The sequence below is a fragment of the Pseudomonas sp. Root71 genome, assembly GCF_001429045.1.
Classification (GTDB): domain Bacteria; phylum Pseudomonadota; class Gammaproteobacteria; order Pseudomonadales; family Pseudomonadaceae; genus Aquipseudomonas; species Aquipseudomonas monachiensis.
Genome location: NZ_LMHY01000026.1, coordinates 357,769 through 373,568, shown reverse-complemented (window position 1 = coordinate 373,568; position 15,800 = coordinate 357,769). Strand labels below are relative to the sequence as shown.

General features: G+C 62.7%; 15 protein-coding genes. 5 read left to right on the top strand and 10 right to left on the bottom strand.

The annotated features are described in order from the left end of the window. Positions 1 to 90: 90 nt before the first annotated feature. Positions 91 to 2,382 carry a beta-glucosidase BglX gene (gene bglX / locus ASD95_RS20175; RefSeq protein ID WP_056720762.1) on the top strand — a complete coding sequence of 764 codons (2,292 nt, stop codon included), beginning with the start codon at positions 91 to 93 and terminating at the stop codon, positions 2,380 to 2,382. Positions 2,383 to 2,457: 75 nt separating this feature from the next. Here the strand turns inward: bglX and ASD95_RS20170 are convergent, their stop codons facing one another. The 9 genes from ASD95_RS20170 to ASD95_RS20130 all read right to left on the bottom strand — a co-directional run bounded on the left by ASD95_RS20170 (position 2,458) and on the right by ASD95_RS20130 (position 11,771). Further along, a complete protein-coding gene (locus tag ASD95_RS20170) occupies positions 2,458 to 3,615 on the bottom strand; it encodes a phospholipase D-like domain-containing protein (protein ID WP_056720764.1) in 1,158 nt (385 codons plus the stop codon). A gap of 1 nt (position 3,616) precedes the next feature. Further along, positions 3,617 to 4,207: a YceI family protein gene (locus tag ASD95_RS20165; RefSeq protein WP_056720766.1), complete on the bottom strand. Its 591-nt coding sequence runs from the start codon at positions 4,205 to 4,207 to the stop codon at positions 3,617 to 3,619. A 102-nt stretch (positions 4,208 to 4,309) separates the two neighbouring features. After that, a complete protein-coding gene (locus ASD95_RS20160; RefSeq protein ID WP_056720768.1) occupies positions 4,310 to 5,080 on the bottom strand; it encodes an IclR family transcriptional regulator in 771 nt (256 codons plus the stop codon). A 69-nt stretch (positions 5,081 to 5,149) separates the two neighbouring features. Continuing rightward, positions 5,150 to 6,598, bottom strand: coding sequence for an amidase (locus ASD95_RS20155; RefSeq protein WP_269083132.1), 1,449 nt, complete (start codon positions 6,596 to 6,598; stop codon positions 5,150 to 5,152). Next, complete coding sequence (locus tag ASD95_RS20150; RefSeq protein WP_056720769.1) at positions 6,595 to 7,905, bottom strand: citrate-proton symporter; 1,311 nt, start codon at positions 7,903 to 7,905, stop codon at positions 6,595 to 6,597. Before ASD95_RS20150 ends, ASD95_RS20155 begins: the two co-directional genes overlap by 4 nt. An 82-nt stretch (positions 7,906 to 7,987) precedes the next feature. Then, entirely contained in the window at positions 7,988 to 9,163 is a 1,176-nt protein-coding gene (locus tag ASD95_RS20145) for a M20 aminoacylase family protein (RefSeq protein ID WP_056720771.1), read from the bottom strand. Positions 9,164 to 9,308: 145 nt separating this feature from the next. Further along, positions 9,309 to 9,632: a hypothetical protein gene (locus tag ASD95_RS20140; protein WP_056720773.1), complete on the bottom strand. Its 324-nt coding sequence runs from the start codon at positions 9,630 to 9,632 to the stop codon at positions 9,309 to 9,311. Beyond that, positions 9,629 to 10,723: a serine hydrolase domain-containing protein gene (locus ASD95_RS20135; protein WP_056720775.1), complete on the bottom strand. Its 1,095-nt coding sequence runs from the start codon at positions 10,721 to 10,723 to the stop codon at positions 9,629 to 9,631. The genes ASD95_RS20140 and ASD95_RS20135 overlap by 4 nt, the downstream gene beginning before the upstream one ends. 169 nt (positions 10,724 to 10,892) lie before the next feature. Beyond that, positions 10,893 to 11,771, bottom strand: a complete 879-nt coding sequence (locus tag ASD95_RS20130; RefSeq protein ID WP_056720777.1) for an acyl-CoA dehydrogenase family protein — start codon at positions 11,769 to 11,771, stop codon at positions 10,893 to 10,895. 150 nt (positions 11,772 to 11,921) lie between these two features. On the opposite strand from ASD95_RS20130, the gene olsB reads away from it, so the two are divergent. Both olsB and ASD95_RS20120 read left to right on the top strand, forming a co-directional pair. Then, positions 11,922 to 12,677: an L-ornithine N(alpha)-acyltransferase gene (gene olsB / locus ASD95_RS20125; protein ID WP_046041475.1), complete on the top strand. Its 756-nt coding sequence runs from the start codon at positions 11,922 to 11,924 to the stop codon at positions 12,675 to 12,677. Then, positions 12,677 to 13,468: a lysophospholipid acyltransferase family protein gene (locus tag ASD95_RS20120; protein WP_056720778.1), complete on the top strand. Its 792-nt coding sequence runs from the start codon at positions 12,677 to 12,679 to the stop codon at positions 13,466 to 13,468. Before olsB ends, ASD95_RS20120 begins: the two co-directional genes overlap by 1 nt. A 62-nt stretch (positions 13,469 to 13,530) precedes the next feature. On the opposite strand, the gene ASD95_RS20115 is transcribed toward ASD95_RS20120, so the two are convergent. Next, entirely contained in the window at positions 13,531 to 14,109 is a 579-nt protein-coding gene (locus ASD95_RS20115; protein ID WP_056720780.1) for an acyl carrier protein phosphodiesterase, read from the bottom strand. A 170-nt stretch (positions 14,110 to 14,279) separates the two neighbouring features. On the opposite strand from ASD95_RS20115, the gene ASD95_RS20110 reads away from it, so the two are divergent. Both ASD95_RS20110 and ASD95_RS20105 read left to right on the top strand, forming a co-directional pair. After that, positions 14,280 to 14,582, top strand: a complete 303-nt coding sequence (locus ASD95_RS20110) for an ArsR/SmtB family transcription factor (RefSeq protein ID WP_007976715.1) — start codon at positions 14,280 to 14,282, stop codon at positions 14,580 to 14,582. Between the two features lie 35 nt (positions 14,583 to 14,617). Continuing rightward, positions 14,618 to 15,787, top strand: a complete 1,170-nt coding sequence (locus ASD95_RS20105) for an MFS transporter (RefSeq protein ID WP_056720782.1) — start codon at positions 14,618 to 14,620, stop codon at positions 15,785 to 15,787. Positions 15,788 to 15,800 lie beyond the last annotated feature (13 nt).

Genomic DNA, 15,800 nt, shown 5'->3' with positions numbered 1-15,800 from the left:
TTGAGCCGGCACCCGAACAACAATAGACGCTCCCTAAATTTTGGCTGGCCGGCGTGTACATCGCCGTTTGGGCCCTTGAGAAAACTATTCATGAAGAAGCTGTGTTTGCTGGGCCTGTTCGTCAGCCTGGCCAGTCATAACGTATTGGCCGCCACGACGCCCGCACCCCTGGAGAACAAGGAAGCCTTCGTCAGCAACCTGATGAAGCAAATGACCCTCGATGAAAAAATCGGCCAACTGCGCCTGATCAGCATCGGTCCGGAAATGCCGCGCGAAATGATCCGCAAGGAAATCGCGGCCGGCAACATCGGCGGTACGTTCAACTCGATCACCCGCCCGGAAAACCGCCCGATGCAGGACGCGGCCATGCGCAGCCGCCTGAAGATCCCGATGTTCTTCGCCTACGACGTGATCCACGGCCACCGCACCATTTTCCCGATCCCGCTGGCCCTGGCCTCGAGCTGGGACATGGACGCCATCGGCCTGTCCGGGCGCATCGCCGCCAAGGAAGCCGCGGCTGACAGCCTCGACATCACCTTTGCGCCGATGGTCGACATCTCCCGCGATCCGCGCTGGGGCCGTACTTCCGAAGGCTTCGGCGAAGACACCTACCTGGTGTCGCGCATTGCCGGTGTGATGGTCAAGGCGTTCCAGGGCACGGGCGCCAACGCCGCCGACAGCATCATGGCCAGCGTCAAGCACTTCGCCCTGTACGGCGCCGTTGAAGGTGGCCGCGACTACAACGTGGTCGACATGAGCCCGGTCAAGATGTACCAGGACTACCTGCCGCCGTACCGCGCCGCCATCGATGCCGGCGCGGGCGGGGTCATGGTCGCGCTGAACTCGATCAACGGCGTGCCGGCCACCGCCAACACCTGGCTGATGAACGACCTGCTGCGCAAGGAGTGGGGCTTCAAGGGCCTGGCGGTCAGCGACCACGGGGCGATTTTCGAACTGATCAAGCACGGCGTTGCCGCCGACGGTCGCGAAGCGGCGAAGCTGGCGATCAAGGCCGGCATCCACATGAGCATGAACGACACCCTGTACGGCAAAGAGCTGCCAGGGCTGCTGAAGGCCGGCGAGATCCAGCAGAGCGACATCGACAACGCCGTGCGTGCGGTGCTCGGCGCCAAGTACGACATGGGCCTGTTCAAGGACCCGTACTTGCGCATCGGCAAGGCCGAGGATGATCCGGTCGACACCTACGCCGACAGCCGCCTGCACCGCGCCGAGGCCCGTGATGTGGCACGCCGCAGCCAGGTGCTGCTGAAAAACAGCAACGAAACCCTGCCCCTGAAGAAAACAGCGAAAATTGCCCTGGTCGGTCCGCTGGCCAAGGCACCGATCGACATGATGGGCAGTTGGGCCGCCGCCGGTCGCCCTGCTCAATCGGTGACCCTGTTCGACGGCATGACCAACGCCCTGGGCGACAAATCGACACTGATCTACGCCCGGGGCGCCAACATCACCAGCGACCCGAAAATCCTCGGTTACCTGAACTTCCTCAACTTCGACGCCCCGGAAGTGGTGGATGACCCGCGCCCGGCGAAGGTGCTGATCGACGAAGCGGTAAAAGCGGCCAAGGATGCTGATGTGGTGGTTGCCGCCGTCGGCGAATCCCGTGGCATGTCCCACGAATCGTCGAGCCGCACCGACCTGAACATCCCGGAAAACCAGCGCGAGCTGATCCGGGCCCTGAAAGCCACCGGCAAACCGCTGGTACTGGTGTTGATGAACGGCCGTCCGCTGACGATCCTCGAAGAGAAGGAACAGGCCGACGCCATCCTGGAAACCTGGTTCAGCGGCACCGAGGGCGGCAACGCCATCGCCGACGTGCTGTTCGGCGACTACAACCCGTCGGGCAAACTGCCGATCAGCATCCCGCGCTCGGTAGGCCAGATTCCGACCTACTACAACCACCTGACCATTGGCCGACCGTTCACCCCGGGCAAGCCGGGCAACTACACCTCGCAGTACTTCGATGACACCACCGGTCCCCTGTACCCGTTCGGTTACGGTCTGAGCTACACCGACTTCAGCCTGAGCGACATGGCCCTGTCGTCGACCACGCTGAACAAGACCGGCAAGCTCGACGCCAGCGTCACAGTGAAAAACACCGGCAAGCGCGACGGCGAAACCGTGGTGCAGTTGTATATCCAGGACGTGGCAGGCTCGATGATCCGCCCGATCAAGGAACTGAAGAACTTCCAGAAGGTGATGATCAAGGCCGGCGAACAGAAAGTCGTGCACTTCACCATCACCGAGGACGATCTGAAGTTCTACAACACCCAGCTCAAGTACGCGGCGGAGCCGGGCAAGTTCAACGTGCAGATCGGCCTGGATTCAGAGGACGTGACGCAGCAGAGTTTTGAGTTGCTGTAATTAATCAAACACCGCAATAACCCTGTGGGAGCGAGCTTGCTCCCACAGTGGTTTGTGGTGGTCAAAAAATACGGGTTATCCCCGTCGATCCAGCAGATTCACCACCACCCGATCCACCCATCCCCACACCCGCTGCTTGACCCGTTTCCACAGCGGTCGGCGCTGCCATTCCTCCAGGCTGACTTGCTCGCTCAACCCAAAGTCCCGTTCGAAACTCGCCGCCACCGAGCGGGTCAATCCGGGGTCCAGGGCCTCCAGGTTGGCTTCCAGGTTGAAGCGCAGGTTCCAGTGATCGAAATTGCACGAGCCGATGCTCACCCAGTCATCGACCAGGACCATTTTCAGGTGCAGGAAGCACGGCTGGTATTCGTAAATATTCACCCCCGCCTTGAGCAGTCGCGGGTAGTAGCGATGCCCGGCATAGCGCACGGACGGATGGTCGGTACGGGGCCCGGTCAGCAGCAACCGCACATCGACGCCACGGGCAGCGGCCCGGCGCAGGGAACGGCGGACTTTCCAGGTCGGCAGAAAGTACGGCGTGGCCAGCCAGATCCGTCGTTGACCGCTGTTCAGGGCACGCACCAGCGATTGCAGAATGTCACGGTGTTGACGGGCGTCGGCATAGGCCACCCGACCCATGCCCTCGCCGACGGACGGCACCCGTGGCAGGCGCGGCAGACCGAAATGCGAGGCCGGTCGCCAGGCACGTCGATGGCGGTTGGCAATCCACTGACGATCGAACAACAACTGCCAGTCGAGCACCAGCGGCCCGGTGATTTCCACCATCACTTCGTGCCATTCGCTGACGTCTTCGCCCGGTGTCCAGAACTCGTCGGTGACACCGGTGCCGCCGACCACGGCCAGGCTCTGGTCCACCAGTAACAGCTTGCGGTGATCGCGGTAGAAATTACCAACCCAGCGCCGCCAGTTCAGGCGATTGTAGAAACGCAATTCGACCCCGGCCGCCATCAGGCGCTGTCGCAAGGTCAGTGTGAACGCGAGGCTGCCGTAGTCATCGAACAGGCAACGCACCCGCACACCGCGCTCGGCAGCCTGGACCAGCGCCTGGACCATGGCTTCGGCGCAGGCACCCGCCTCCACCAGATACAGCTCCAGTTCGACCTGTTCTTCGGCACGGGCAATCGCCACCAGCATGCGCGGGAAGAATTGCGGACCATCGATCAGCAGTTCGAAGTGGTTGCCTTCACGCCAGGGAAAAATCGCTCCGGCCATGTCAGCGCGCCGTGAATATCAGTACCGCACTCACCGGCACTGAAAGACTGATCGCCGACAGGCCGGCCATTTTGCGCAACGCTTCCAACCCGGGAGCCAAATCGAAATCCTCGGCATTGATCACCAGCGGTTCGAGGGTCACCACCTGAAAGCGCCGGTCATCGAGCCGGGTCGCCAGCAATTGGGCGTTGTACGTGTGTTTCTGACCATGCAGGTCGACGGTCAGCGGCAGGCGCAACTCCAGTTGCGCGCCGGGAGCGAGGTCGTTGATCGGGCGCAGATCGATTTTCGTGGTGATCAAGGCGTCGGAAAACCGGTCGATCTGGAACAGTTCCTTGCGCATGCGCTCATCGCGCAGCGGGATGCCGCTGTTGATCGACTCCAGCTCGACTTCCACCTGCGCCAGCCCCTCGGGATCGACTTTGCCGTGCAGGACCAGGAAGCGCTGCACTTCAGAGACATTGGCATTCTTGGTGCTGACAAACGACAGGCGCGAAGACTCGCCGTCGAGGTACCAGTCGGCGCGGGCCGACAATGCGGCACCCGTCAGTAGCAGAAAAACGAGGGATCGGAGGGCGGAGCGCTTGAACATAGAGACTCGTCAGGCAGAGAAACCTGTGCTGAACCTTAACCGGCCTGACACAGGTTGCAAGAAATGTGTTGCCTTGAGTCTCTAAACCATCACAAGTTCCACTCAGGCCATCGCCTGTTGCACATTACCAATGGTCGCGGCCAGGCTGTTGAGGTGCAGGTTGAGTACCCGCTCCACCGGCGCCTGATCCATCGGCCAGTGCAGCGCCATGCTGCCGACCAGGCGGCCATCGGTGCGGATCGGCAGGGCCACCGCGCGAATCAGGAACGGCAGGCGCACCGGATACTCCCAATAACCCTCGGTGCGCTGCCCGAAGCCTTGATGCAATGCCTGCTCAGTGGTGTTGAACAAGGCTTCGTCCGTCACTCGCTCACGGCTGGCCAGACGCTCCACTTCATGGCTGTCCAGTTCGCCCAGGCACGCCCGGCCCATGGCCGAATGGAACAGGCTGGCGTGCTGGCCGACGATCTGACAGTTGTTCGGGTATCGCTTGCGCAGCACCGTGGGAATCGCGCTTTCCATGACCTCGATCCGCTCGCCATCAAAACACGACAAGTCCGCCACCAGCCCGGTGCGCTCGCTCAACTCCAGCAACAGCGGCGCGGCGTTCTCCACCAGGCGCCGCTTGAAGCGCTGCTGGCTGTCACCAAACAGGCGCTTGGCGCACAACCGGTAGCGCCGATCGCTCAGGCCGCGATAGATCCAGCCCCGCTCCTGCAACGTCAGCAACATGCGCGACACCGTGGCCTTGGGCAGGTTCGTCAAGTAGTGCAACTCCTCCAGCCCCAACGCCTGATGCTCACCCAGCAACTCGACAATCGCCAGGGCGCGCTCGACGGAACGCACGCTGCCGGATTCTGCCTTGCTCTCCATAGGTTCGATCTCCCTAAGCGCACATGGATGTTCACTTTGCGCAGCAAGATGCGGGCCTGTCGGCCAGTCTCAGGCATTTTGCAGACAGCCGGGCGGCCTGCGCTTGACCCATTGAGTCAACTGCTCATGGGCAAACGCCAGTTGCAACACCGCGCGGTCAGCCTGGGCCCGACCTATGATTTGCAGGCCCATCGGCAGTCCGGCCTGGTTGAATCCCACCGGCACATTCATGCTCGGCAACCCGGCCAGGGTCGGCCCGATGACAACCTCCATCCAGCGGTGGTAGGTGTCCATGGCCTGCCCGCCAACGACGCGCGGCCAAGGGGTTTGTGCATCAAAAGGAAACACCTGGGCGGTAGGCAGCAGCAGGAAGTCGTAACGTTCGAACAATTCGTTCAGCGCTCGATACCACTCGCTGCGACTGACCGAGGCCTGATAGACATCCGCCGCCGTCAGACGCAGCCCGCCCTCGACTTCCCATCGGGCTTCGGGTTTGAGTCGTTCGCGTTTTTGCGCATCGGCATACAACCCGCCGAGGCTGCCTTGCACCAGCCAGTGGCGATGCACCAGCCAGGTTTGCCACAGGCGTTCCAGGGAGAAGTCCGGCTGGCAGGCCTCGACTTTGCAACCCAGGGCGGCGAAGTCCTGCAACGCCGATTCACACAGGCTCATGACGCCGGGCTCCATCGGCAGGTAGCCGTTGTAGTCCCCCAGCCAGCCGAGTCGCACATCGCTGAAATCCTGCTGCAACGACTGATGAAATATCCCCGGGTCTTCAGTCAGCGACAACGGCACGCGCGGGTCATACCCGGCCTGGGTGCCGAGCAAACGGGCAACATCGGTGACCGTGCGGCCCATCGGGCCTTCAGTGGCCAGTTGCTGGACGAACATTTCCGGCCCGGGCCCGAACGGCACGCGCCCCTGGGACGGACGCAATCCATAGACGTTGTTGAACGCCGCCGGATTGCGCAGCGAGCCCATCATGTCGCTGCCGTCGGCCACCGGCAGCATGCGCAACGCCAGCGCCACCGCCGCCCCGCCGCTGCTGCCGCCGGCAACCAGGGTCGGGTCGTAGGCGTTGGTGGTGGTGCCAAACACGCTGTTGTAGGTTTGCGAGCCGAGGCCGAACTCCGGGACGTTGCTCTTGCCGATGATGATCGCCCCGCAGTCGCGCACCCGCGCCACGCTGATGGCGTCGTGTTGCGGAACCTGCTCGGCGAACAGCGGCGAGCCCATGGTGGTGCGCAAACCGGCGGTGGCCGCCAGGTCCTTGACCGCTTGCGGCATGCCGTGCATCCAGCCTCGGGACTGACCCCGGTTGAGTTCGCTATCACGCTCGTCGGCCTCTGCCAGCAACGCCTGGGCCGGACGCAGGGACACCAGCGCATTGACCTGTGGATTGAAGCGTTCGATCTGCGCCAGATACGCCTGCATCACCTCGCGACAGGACACCTGCCGCCCATGAATGGCCCGGGACAGCGCATCGGCCTCCATTTCAACAATCGGATTGCTGCTCAAGGTTTCACCCCAAGATTGAGTTCAACGGATCTTTTTGCCCGTGGTGCTTCCTGCATGCAGTAGGTGCCGAGCAACGTCAGCAAGCAGGCGAACAACACGTAGAACGATGGCGCCACCGGAGTCGCCAAAACCTTGCTCAGCCAGGTGACGATCAGCGGCGCGAACCCGCCGAAGACCATGACCGCGACGTTGTAAGCCACCGACACCCCGGTGGAGCGCACTTCGATCGGGAACTGCTCGGCCAGTGCCGTCGGAGCCGGGCCGAAAAAACCACCGATCGCACTGCACAGCAACAGTTGCATCACCAGCAAACGCTCCACCGATGGCGCCGCCGCCACCCACACGTACAAGGGATAAACCATCAGGAAAAACGCCAGGGTGAAGGCCATCAACACCGGGCGGCGGCCGAGGCGGTCCGACAGTGCGCCAGACAAGGGAATGATCACGGTCATCAGCGCCACCGCGAGCATTTGCACCAGCAGCACCTGATCCAGCGGCAGGCCGAGATTCTTATGGGCGAAAGTCGGCATGTTCACCAACACCACGTAGAACGACACGGTCGCGCCACAGGCCAGGCCCATGGACACCAGAATGCTGCGTCGGTGTTCGCGGATCACTTGCATCAGGCTTGGGCTCGCGCCTTTGGCCTGTTTGCGTGCTTCGAGAAATTCTTCCGGTTCTTCCATGTGCTTGCGAATCCACAAGCCCACCGGGCCGATCAGCAAGCCCAGCACAAACGGAATCCGCCAGCCCCAGCTCTCCAGTGCCTCAGGGGACAGCAGGTGGGTGAACAAGGCGACCATCGCCGCCCCGGAGAACACCGCCAGGCATTGCCCGACCAATTGCCACGAGCCATACAAACCCTTGCGGTGTGCCGGGGCGCTCTCCACCAGGAACGCCGTGGCGCTGGCGTACTCGCCACCTGTGGCGAAGCCTTGCAGCATCCGCGCAACCACGATCAACAGCGGCGCGCCCATGCCGATAGCGGCGTAGTTCGGCGCAAACGCAATCAGTGCGATGGATACGGTCATCAGGCGAATGATCATCTGCATCGCCGCCTTGCGTCCTTTGCGGTCCGAATACATCCCCAGCAGGATGCCGCCCACCGGACGCATGAAGAAGCCGACGCCGAAAGTTGCCAGGGCCATCAGCAAGGATGCGTATTCGTCGTCAGAGGGGAAAAATTGCCGGGCGATGATGCTGGCCAGAAAGCCGTAAACGATGAAGTCATACCATTCCAGCGCGTTGCCGATAACCGCGGCGACCACCTGCCGGGTGCGCGAAACGCCTGTGCTCGAAGTGTGCATGGGGAGCTCTCCAGAAACCTGTTGGGAAACGGCGGGCACGGCAGCGCGCACCCGGTCCAGCGGCAGTAGAAAGTGCCAGGAGTCAGGCAGGCTTGAGCCAGCTCTCGGTCAGCGCGCCCCAATACGCGGCACCGGTCAGCAGGATGTCGTCGTTGAAGTCATAGGCGGGGTTGTGGACCATCGGCCGCGACACGCCATTGCCGATGAACAGATAGGCGCCGGGGCAGCGTTGCAGCATCCAGGCGAAGTCTTCGCTGCCCATGAGTTTGGGGGTGTTGCCGTCCACCGCATCAGCGCCAACCAACTCGACACCGACCTGCCGGGCGAACTCGGTTTCGGCCGCGTGGTTGACCAGCACCGGGTAGGCCGGGCGATGTTCGATGCGCGAACTGCATCCGAAACTCCGGGCCTGGGATTCGATGATTGCGCGCACGCGTTCGAGGGTCTGCTCGCGCACCTGGGCATTCAGTGCCCGCAGGCTCAGGCGCAGGATCGCCTGCTGTGGAATGACGTTGGCCGCCTCCCCGGCCTGCAACGCGCCCACCGTGACCACCGCCGCCTGCTGCGCATCGATGTTGCGCGCGACCACGGTCTGCAGGGCCATGACCACACTGGCCGCCGCCACCAGCGGGTCGACTGCCAGATGCGGCATCGAACCGTGGCCGCCGACACCTTCGATGGTGACGTTAAGCAAATCCTGCGAGGCCATCATCGGCCCCTCACGAAACCCCAGATGGCCGGCGGGTAGCCCCGGCATGTTGTGCATGCCGAACAACGCATCGCAGGGGAAACGTTCGAGCAGGCCATCGGCGAGCATCGCTTCGGCACCGCCCTGGCCTTCTTCGGCAGGCTGGAAAATCAACGTCAGGGTGCCATCGAACTGGCGGGTCGCCGCCAGGTAGCGCGCCGCGCCCAGCAGCATCGTGGTGTGGCCGTCATGCCCACAAGCGTGCATGCAGCCCTGATGCTGGCTGCTGTAGGTTGCACCAGTGTTCTCGTTGATCGGCAGCGCGTCCATGTCCGCCCGCAAGCCGAGTCTGCGCGGGCTGCTGCCGTTACGCAGCACGCCAACCACACCGGTCTTGCCGATGCCGGTATGCACCTCGTAGCCCCAATCCGCCAGGGATTTGGCCACCAGCGCCGAAGTGCGGTTTTCCTCGAAGCCGAGTTCCGGGTGGGCGTGGATGTCCTGGCGGGTGGCGTGCAGGTCGCTGGCCACGTCGTTGAGCCAGGCAAGGATGTGCTGATATCGGGTCATGACGATTGTCCTCGGGCCGGGTGTAGTCCCGTTCTTGTTGTTCGCTGTGATTTCGCGACAGCAGGTCGCGCTCACCGCCAGATAACCGCGAGTCGCGCGCCAGGACAATCGAATGTGGTTCCACAGAGTGGAACCTGAAGGGAAATCAGGGCCGCAAGCGGCAGCCCTGGCGCTCGCCGATCCACGCCGCACTGTTGCTGCGGCCCATGCCGCTGACCGTGACGCGCTTGCCGAACGGGTCATCGGTAAAGCCGCTGGCGGGCAGCCACTGTTTCACATAGCCGCGGCAGTACTCGGCGTCGTTGTTCATCACGTAGCGGCACGAACAGTATTCCTTGGCGGTGTAGGCGCTGATGATGTCGGGGAACGCCCACAACGCCACCCGCTCATGCCAGATCCAGCCGAGCAAGGCGATCAGCAGGATCAGCAACAGGGAACTGACCGGTCGACGACGAATGAAACCGCTCATGGCCGCACCTTCCCGGCAAAGGCCTTGAGCGCGAGCTGCAGCAATTGGTTGTGCCGGTAACGACCGTCGCGGTCATCGCCGTAGCGGACGATCACCAGTTGTTCACTGGGGATCACATACATTGCCTGGCCCCAATGACCCAACGCGGCGAAGGTGTCGGCGGGGGCATCGGGCCAGGGTCGTGCCACGCCCTCAACAGCTCGATTGAGCCACCACTGGCCGCCGGGGACGGCATCGTCTTGACCGGCGTGATAGTGAGTGAACGGCTCGCGGTTGAACGCCACCCAGTCCTTGGGCAGCAATTGCTTGTCTGCCCAGCGCCCCTCGCGGGCCATCAACAGACCGACCCGGGCCAGGTCCCTTGCAGTGAGGTAGGCATAGGAAGAAGCGACGAAAGTGCCCGTGTCATCGGTTTCCCAAATGGCATGGCGAATGCCCAGCGGCTCGAACAGCGCAGTCCACGGATAGTCGGGATAGCGGCTGGGGCCGACGATGGTTTTCAATGCGGCGGACAACAGGTTGCTGTCACCGCTGGAGTAGCGAAATGCCTGGCCGGGCGCTGCGTACTCCGCATGGGCCGCGGTGAACGCCGCCATGTCGTGGTGACCACGGGTGTAGAGCATGGCCACCACCGAAGACTTTAGCGGCGCGTATTCGTAGTCTTCCTGCCAGTCCAGGCCCGAGGCCCAGTGCAGCAGGTCGGCCATGGTCATGTCGGGGTATTTTTGCAGGGGCGGATAAAACTTCACCACAGGGTCGCTGAGTTTGAACAAGCCTTCGCCGTAGGCCACACCGAGGACCGTCGCCATCAGGCTCTTGCTGATCGACCAGGTCAGGTGCGGCGTCTCGGCCGTCGTCGGGCCGGCGTAGCGTTCGTAGATCAACTGGCCGTCGCGGATCACCAGCAAGGCATCGGTGCGAATGCCCTGGCGAGTAGTGTCGTCGCGGGGTGGGAAGGCATAGGCTTCCAGGGCTTGAAGCGCCGGGCCAGCGGGCGTCGGGGCGGTCGGCCATTGCTCGGCGGGCCAGTTTTCAGCCTGGGCCGTGAGGCTGAGCAACAGCAGGAAAATCAGGGACAAGCCTTTGGGCATGGCGGGGGCTCACAGGGAATAACCGGATCAGCCTAGCCCAGTTAAATGACACTCACGCGACCCTTGTAGGAGCTGCCGAAGGCTGCGATCTTTTGATTTTGCTCTTTGGCCATACCAAAAAGAACAGGATCAAAAGATCGCAGCCTTCGGCAGCTCCTACCCGGAATCGTCAGAGGTCTGCCATTGCCTTGGCCAACCGCTTGCCCCGAGCCCCTGCCGCCAAATCCATCACCGCCTGATCCCGCTGCCACATCGTCGCCCACTCTGGAGGCCCTCCAGCCAGCGCTTCATTCACCTCAGCCTTGAGCCCATCGAACAGAGCAAACAACCCGCCAAGCATCACATGCCCGGCCGGATGGGTCGGTGGCTGGCGGCTGGCTTCCGCACACCCCGCCAGCAACCCCAGCAATCGCAGTTGCAAGCCTTGCGGCCAATCGCATTCCTGACCGACGCCATACAACCACGCCGTCATGGCGCTCAGTACATAGATGTCTTCCAGCGTGCGGAACGGTTTGACGTACGCGTCCCAACCATCCCCCGCGAGCAACTCGCACAGCGCGTTATCCAGAAACAGGCGGCCATGGCTGATGTCCGGCATCAACGGGATCGGCGCCAGCTTTTCCACCCGCACACCCGGCTCGTCGCGATAGATCACCGCCAGGCTCAAGCGTGGATCTGCGCCGGGCTCCTCACTGCGCGCAGCCACCAGCAGCCAGTCGGCTGCATTACCGGCGGTGACGAAATCCTTGCGTCCGCTCAGGCGCAAACCGCTCAACCGGGTTTGCATGTCGGCCGGGCGCAGGCTGCGCTGTTCGGTGGCGCACAGCGCACCCAGGCTCAGTGGCGCGCTTGGCCAGAGCATGCGCAAGGCCGCCTGATACCCCACCAGAAACGCCAGCCCCGGCGTCGCCATCAGCCGCCCGCCAAGCACCGCCAGTTCAAACGGCGCGACCGTGCCCAACTGCTGCAACAAAGTCGCGAAGCCTTCGGCCAGATCCGGGTTGGCGGGCAAGCGATCACGGCGGTACAACAGGGTTTGCCAGGGCATAAGGGGCTCCTCGAGGGCTGTCATATAAGCATCACCAAAGCTTAATGGCGATGACACCGGGGCTACATAGCCTGACTTTGCACAACACGGCTAGACAAGTCGATTCGCTGTAGCCCAAAGACAGGTGAGCAGCCCGCACGGAGATTCGCCATGACTCAGATCGCCCGCATCAGCGACACCGGCAACGAACGCCGCCTGCAAGCCGAACGCCTGGTGGGCGCCGAGGCATTGCAGGAGGCCCAGGCCTTGCGCTTCAACGTGTTCAGCGGTGAGTTCAACGCCAAGCTGAAAGGCGCGGAACTGGGTCTGGACATGGATGACTACGACGTTCACTGCGCCCACATCGGTGTGCGTGACCTGAATACCGGCCGTCTGGTGGCGACCACCCGTTTGCTCGACCACACGGCTGCCAGCAGCCTGGGCAAATTCTACAGCGAAGAAGAATTCAGCCTCCACGGCCTGGTGCACCTGCAAGGCCCGATCCTGGAAATCGGTCGCACCTGCGTCGACCCGGCCTACCGCAACGGCGGCACCATCGCCGTGCTCTGGGGCGAACTGGCCGAAGTCCTGAACCAGGGCGGCTACAGCTACCTGATGGGTTGCGCGAGCATTCCGATGCAGGACGGCGGTGTACAGGCCCACGCGATCATGCAGCGTCTGCGCGAACGCTACCTGTGCACCGAACACCTGCGCGCCGAACCGAAAAACCCGCTGCCGAGCCTGGCCATCCCTTCGAACGTGATCGCCGAAATGCCACCGCTGCTCAAGGCCTACATGCGCCTGGGCGCCAAGATCTGCGGCGAGCCATGCTGGGACGAAGATTTCCAGGTCGCCGACGTGTTCATCCTGCTCAAACGCGACGAGCTGTGCCCGCGTTACGCCAAACACTTCAAGGCGGCTGTGTAATGAGCCGGCTGCGGGTGTACGCGCGAATCGCGCGAGTGCTGCTGGTGGTGACGCTGGGCCTTTGTATGGCCAGTGTGTTCGGGCTGTTCGAGCGCCTGGGCCTGGCCCACTCGATGGCGCGTCGTCAGCGCTGGTCGCGTTTTTTCATGGCCCGCCTGAGCAACGCCCTGCCCTTCGACGTGACCGTCCACGGCGAGCTGCCGAAGACGCCGATGCTGTGGGTCAGCAACCACGTGTCCTGGACCGACATCCCGTTGCTGGGGATGCTCACGCCGCTGTCGTTCCTGTCCAAGGCCGAAGTGCGCACCTGGCCGGTGGCCGGCTGGTTGGCGGCCAAGGCCGGCAGCCTGTTTATCCGCCGTGGCTCGGGTGACAGCCAGTTGATCCGCAAGCAGATGACCCGTCACCTGGAACAGGCACACCCCCTGCTGATGTTTCCGGAAGGCACCACCACCGACGGCCGTTCGCTGCGTACTTTCCACGGCCGCTTGCTGTCCGCCGCCATCGATTCCGAAGTGGCGATGCAGCCGGTGGCGATTCGTTATGTGCGCGACGGCCAGCCTTGCGCGCTGGCGCCGTTCATTGGCGACGATGACTTGCTTTCGCATCTGATGCGCTTGTTTGCCAATGACCGTGGCGGCGTGGAGATTCATCTGCTCAAGCCAATCGCTTGCGAAGGTCGGGAACGCGCGGCCCTGGCGTTCGAGGCACAGCAGGCGGTGCAGAAGGCGTTGTTTGGAGCTGTCGCAGAACCTCAGCGCGCACCGATGCGCCCTGCCATTGCGGCTTGATTCAATCTCCGATTCAACAGTAAACCCTGTGGGAGCGGCGGTGCGGCGATCCCACAGGGGTTCTATGGTGTTGGATAGTTCCGGGCAAAATCCTGCAACTGCGGATAGAACAACCGAAAGTCCTCGCTCAACGGTTCATACAACCGCCGCAACTCCTGCATCGCCGCCGCCAGCTCTTCCGGCCGGGTCAGGCGCCGCGAGATCCCGCGCAACACCTGCTCCAGCACTTCGAATTCCTGATACGAACCCAGCCAGTCATTGGCCACCATGTGCGGCGCAATCTTCGCCAGCCGCTCCGGCAGTTGTCGTTCGCTGGACAGCACCCGGTACACGTCTGAAGTGAACAGCTCCAGCGGCCGGTCGGCGTACAGAGTCCAGTCACGAGCCAGGCAATGGTCGAAAAACACGTCGAGCACGATCCCCGCGTAGCGACGACGGGTCAGGGAAAAACGCGACAACGCGACGTCCACCAGCGGATGGCGATCGGTGAACACGTCGATGCTGCGGTGCAACTGGATAGCCCCCTCGATTTCCGGAGCGAACTGCCCTTGCAGCCGTCCCTTGACGAAATCGCCATACAGACTGCCGAGCAATTGGCCAGGACGCTGGCCACCGAGGTGAAGATGTGCGAGATAGTTCATGGGCGCAGCTTAGCACTGCCCCCTTGTCTTGTTACACTCACCATATCGTTATAACTCGATATACCGAAATGCGAGCTGGTCAGAGCCAAATCATATTTGTATATCGCGAAATACCGATTTAAAGTTCGCCTCATCGCGATATAGCGTTTTAAACATCACGAGCCCACATCATGACCATCAATCTCGACGAAATAATAAAAGCCCTGGCACACCCAGTACGGCGAGAAATCCTGCACTGGCTCAAGGACCCGACCGTCGAATTTCCCGACCAGTCCCATAGTAACGAGCACGGCGTTTGCGCCGGGCAGATCGATCAACGTTGCGGCCTGTCGCAGTCCACGGTGTCCGCACACCTGGCGACCCTGCAACGCGCCGGCCTGATCAGCAGCCGTAAAGTCGGCCAGTGGCATTTTTTCAAACGTAACGAGGAAACCATTCAGGAGTTCCTCCGCATATTCAACAAAGAGCTCTGACCCTTAACGTCAGCCAGCCGACAAGGAATTAACCAATGCCCCTCTCGCTACTCATCCTGGCCTTGAGCGCCTTCGCCATCGGCACCACCGAGTTCGTCATCATGGGCCTGCTGCCCAACGTGGCGGCTGACCTCGGTGTGTCGATTCCCGGTGCCGGCTGGCTGGTGACCGGTTACGCCCTGGGCGTGGCCATCGGTGCGCCGTTCATGGCGCTGGCCACCGCCAAACTGCCGCGCAAGGCAGCCCTGGTGGCGTTGATGGGCATCTTCATTGTCGGCAACCTGCTTTGCGCAGTCGCCGGCGACTACAACGTCCTGATGTTCGCCCGTGTGGTCACCGCCCTGTGCCACGGCGCCTTCTTCGGTATCGGTTCGGTGGTAGCCGCCGGACTGGTGCCTGCGAACAAACGCGCTTCGGCCGTGGCCCTGATGTTCACCGGCCTGACCCTGGCCAACGTCCTCGGCGTACCGCTGGGCACCGCCCTCGGTCAGGAAGCCGGCTGGCGTTCGACCTTCTGGGCCGTGACCGTAATCGGTGTGATCGCACTGATCGGCTTGATCCGCTTCCTGCCGGCCAAGCGTGATGAAGAAAAACTCGACATGCGCGCCGAACTGGCCGCACTCAAGGGCGGCGGTATCTGGTTGTCCCTGAGCATGACCGCGCTGTTTGCCGCGTCGGTGTTCACCCTGTTCACCTACGTCGCCCCGCTGCTGGGTGAAGTGACCGGCGTCTCGCCCCGTGGCGTGACCTGGACCCTGATGCTCATCGGTCTGGGCCTGACGGTCGGCAACATCATCGGCGGCAAGCTGGCCGACAAAGGCATGGCCGCGACGCTGATCGGCGTGTTCATCACCATGGCCGTGGTGTCCACCGTGCTGACCTGGACCAGTGTCGCGCTGATCCCGACCGAAATCACCCTGTTCCTCTGGGCCACCGCGTGCTTCGCCGCCGTACCGGCGCTGCAAGTGAACGTGGTGACCTTCGGCAAGGCCGCACCGAACCTGGTGTCGACCCTGAATATTGGCGCTTTCAACATCGGCAACGCCGTGGGTGCCTGGGTCGGCGGCAGCGTGATCGCCCACGGCTTCGGCCTGACCAGCGTGCCCCTCGCGGCAGCCGTACTGGCGGTACTCGCCCTGCTGGTGACCCTGATTACTTTCCGTCAGAGCGGCAATCCCGATCTGGCCCCAGCTACTTCTAACTGATCTCCAAAAGAGA

What these genes read in the sequence shown, in the direction of transcription:
- bglX (WP_056720762.1), top strand. Translation starts at nt 91, where the DNA reads ATGAAGAAGCTGTGTTTGCTGGGCCTGTTCGTCAGCCTGGCCAGTCAT.
- ASD95_RS20170 (WP_056720764.1), bottom strand. Translation starts at nt 3,615, where the DNA reads ATGGCCGGAGCGATTTTTCCCTGGCGTGAAGGCAACCACTTCGAACTG.
- ASD95_RS20165 (WP_056720766.1), bottom strand. Translation starts at nt 4,207, where the DNA reads ATGTTCAAGCGCTCCGCCCTCCGATCCCTCGTTTTTCTGCTACTGACG.
- ASD95_RS20160 (WP_056720768.1), bottom strand. Translation starts at nt 5,080, where the DNA reads ATGGAGAGCAAGGCAGAATCCGGCAGCGTGCGTTCCGTCGAGCGCGCC.
- ASD95_RS20150 (WP_056720769.1), bottom strand. Translation starts at nt 7,905, where the DNA reads ATGCACACTTCGAGCACAGGCGTTTCGCGCACCCGGCAGGTGGTCGCC.
- ASD95_RS20145 (WP_056720771.1), bottom strand. Translation starts at nt 9,163, where the DNA reads ATGACCCGATATCAGCACATCCTTGCCTGGCTCAACGACGTGGCCAGC.
- ASD95_RS20140 (WP_056720773.1), bottom strand. Translation starts at nt 9,632, where the DNA reads ATGAGCGGTTTCATTCGTCGTCGACCGGTCAGTTCCCTGTTGCTGATC.
- ASD95_RS20135 (WP_056720775.1), bottom strand. Translation starts at nt 10,723, where the DNA reads ATGCCCAAAGGCTTGTCCCTGATTTTCCTGCTGTTGCTCAGCCTCACG.
- ASD95_RS20130 (WP_056720777.1), bottom strand. Translation starts at nt 11,771, where the DNA reads ATGCCCTGGCAAACCCTGTTGTACCGCCGTGATCGCTTGCCCGCCAAC.
- olsB (WP_046041475.1), top strand. Translation starts at nt 11,922, where the DNA reads ATGACTCAGATCGCCCGCATCAGCGACACCGGCAACGAACGCCGCCTG.
- ASD95_RS20120 (WP_056720778.1), top strand. Translation starts at nt 12,677, where the DNA reads ATGAGCCGGCTGCGGGTGTACGCGCGAATCGCGCGAGTGCTGCTGGTG.
- ASD95_RS20115 (WP_056720780.1), bottom strand. Translation starts at nt 14,109, where the DNA reads ATGAACTATCTCGCACATCTTCACCTCGGTGGCCAGCGTCCTGGCCAA.
- ASD95_RS20110 (WP_007976715.1), top strand. Translation starts at nt 14,280, where the DNA reads ATGACCATCAATCTCGACGAAATAATAAAAGCCCTGGCACACCCAGTA.
- ASD95_RS20105 (WP_056720782.1), top strand. Translation starts at nt 14,618, where the DNA reads ATGCCCCTCTCGCTACTCATCCTGGCCTTGAGCGCCTTCGCCATCGGC.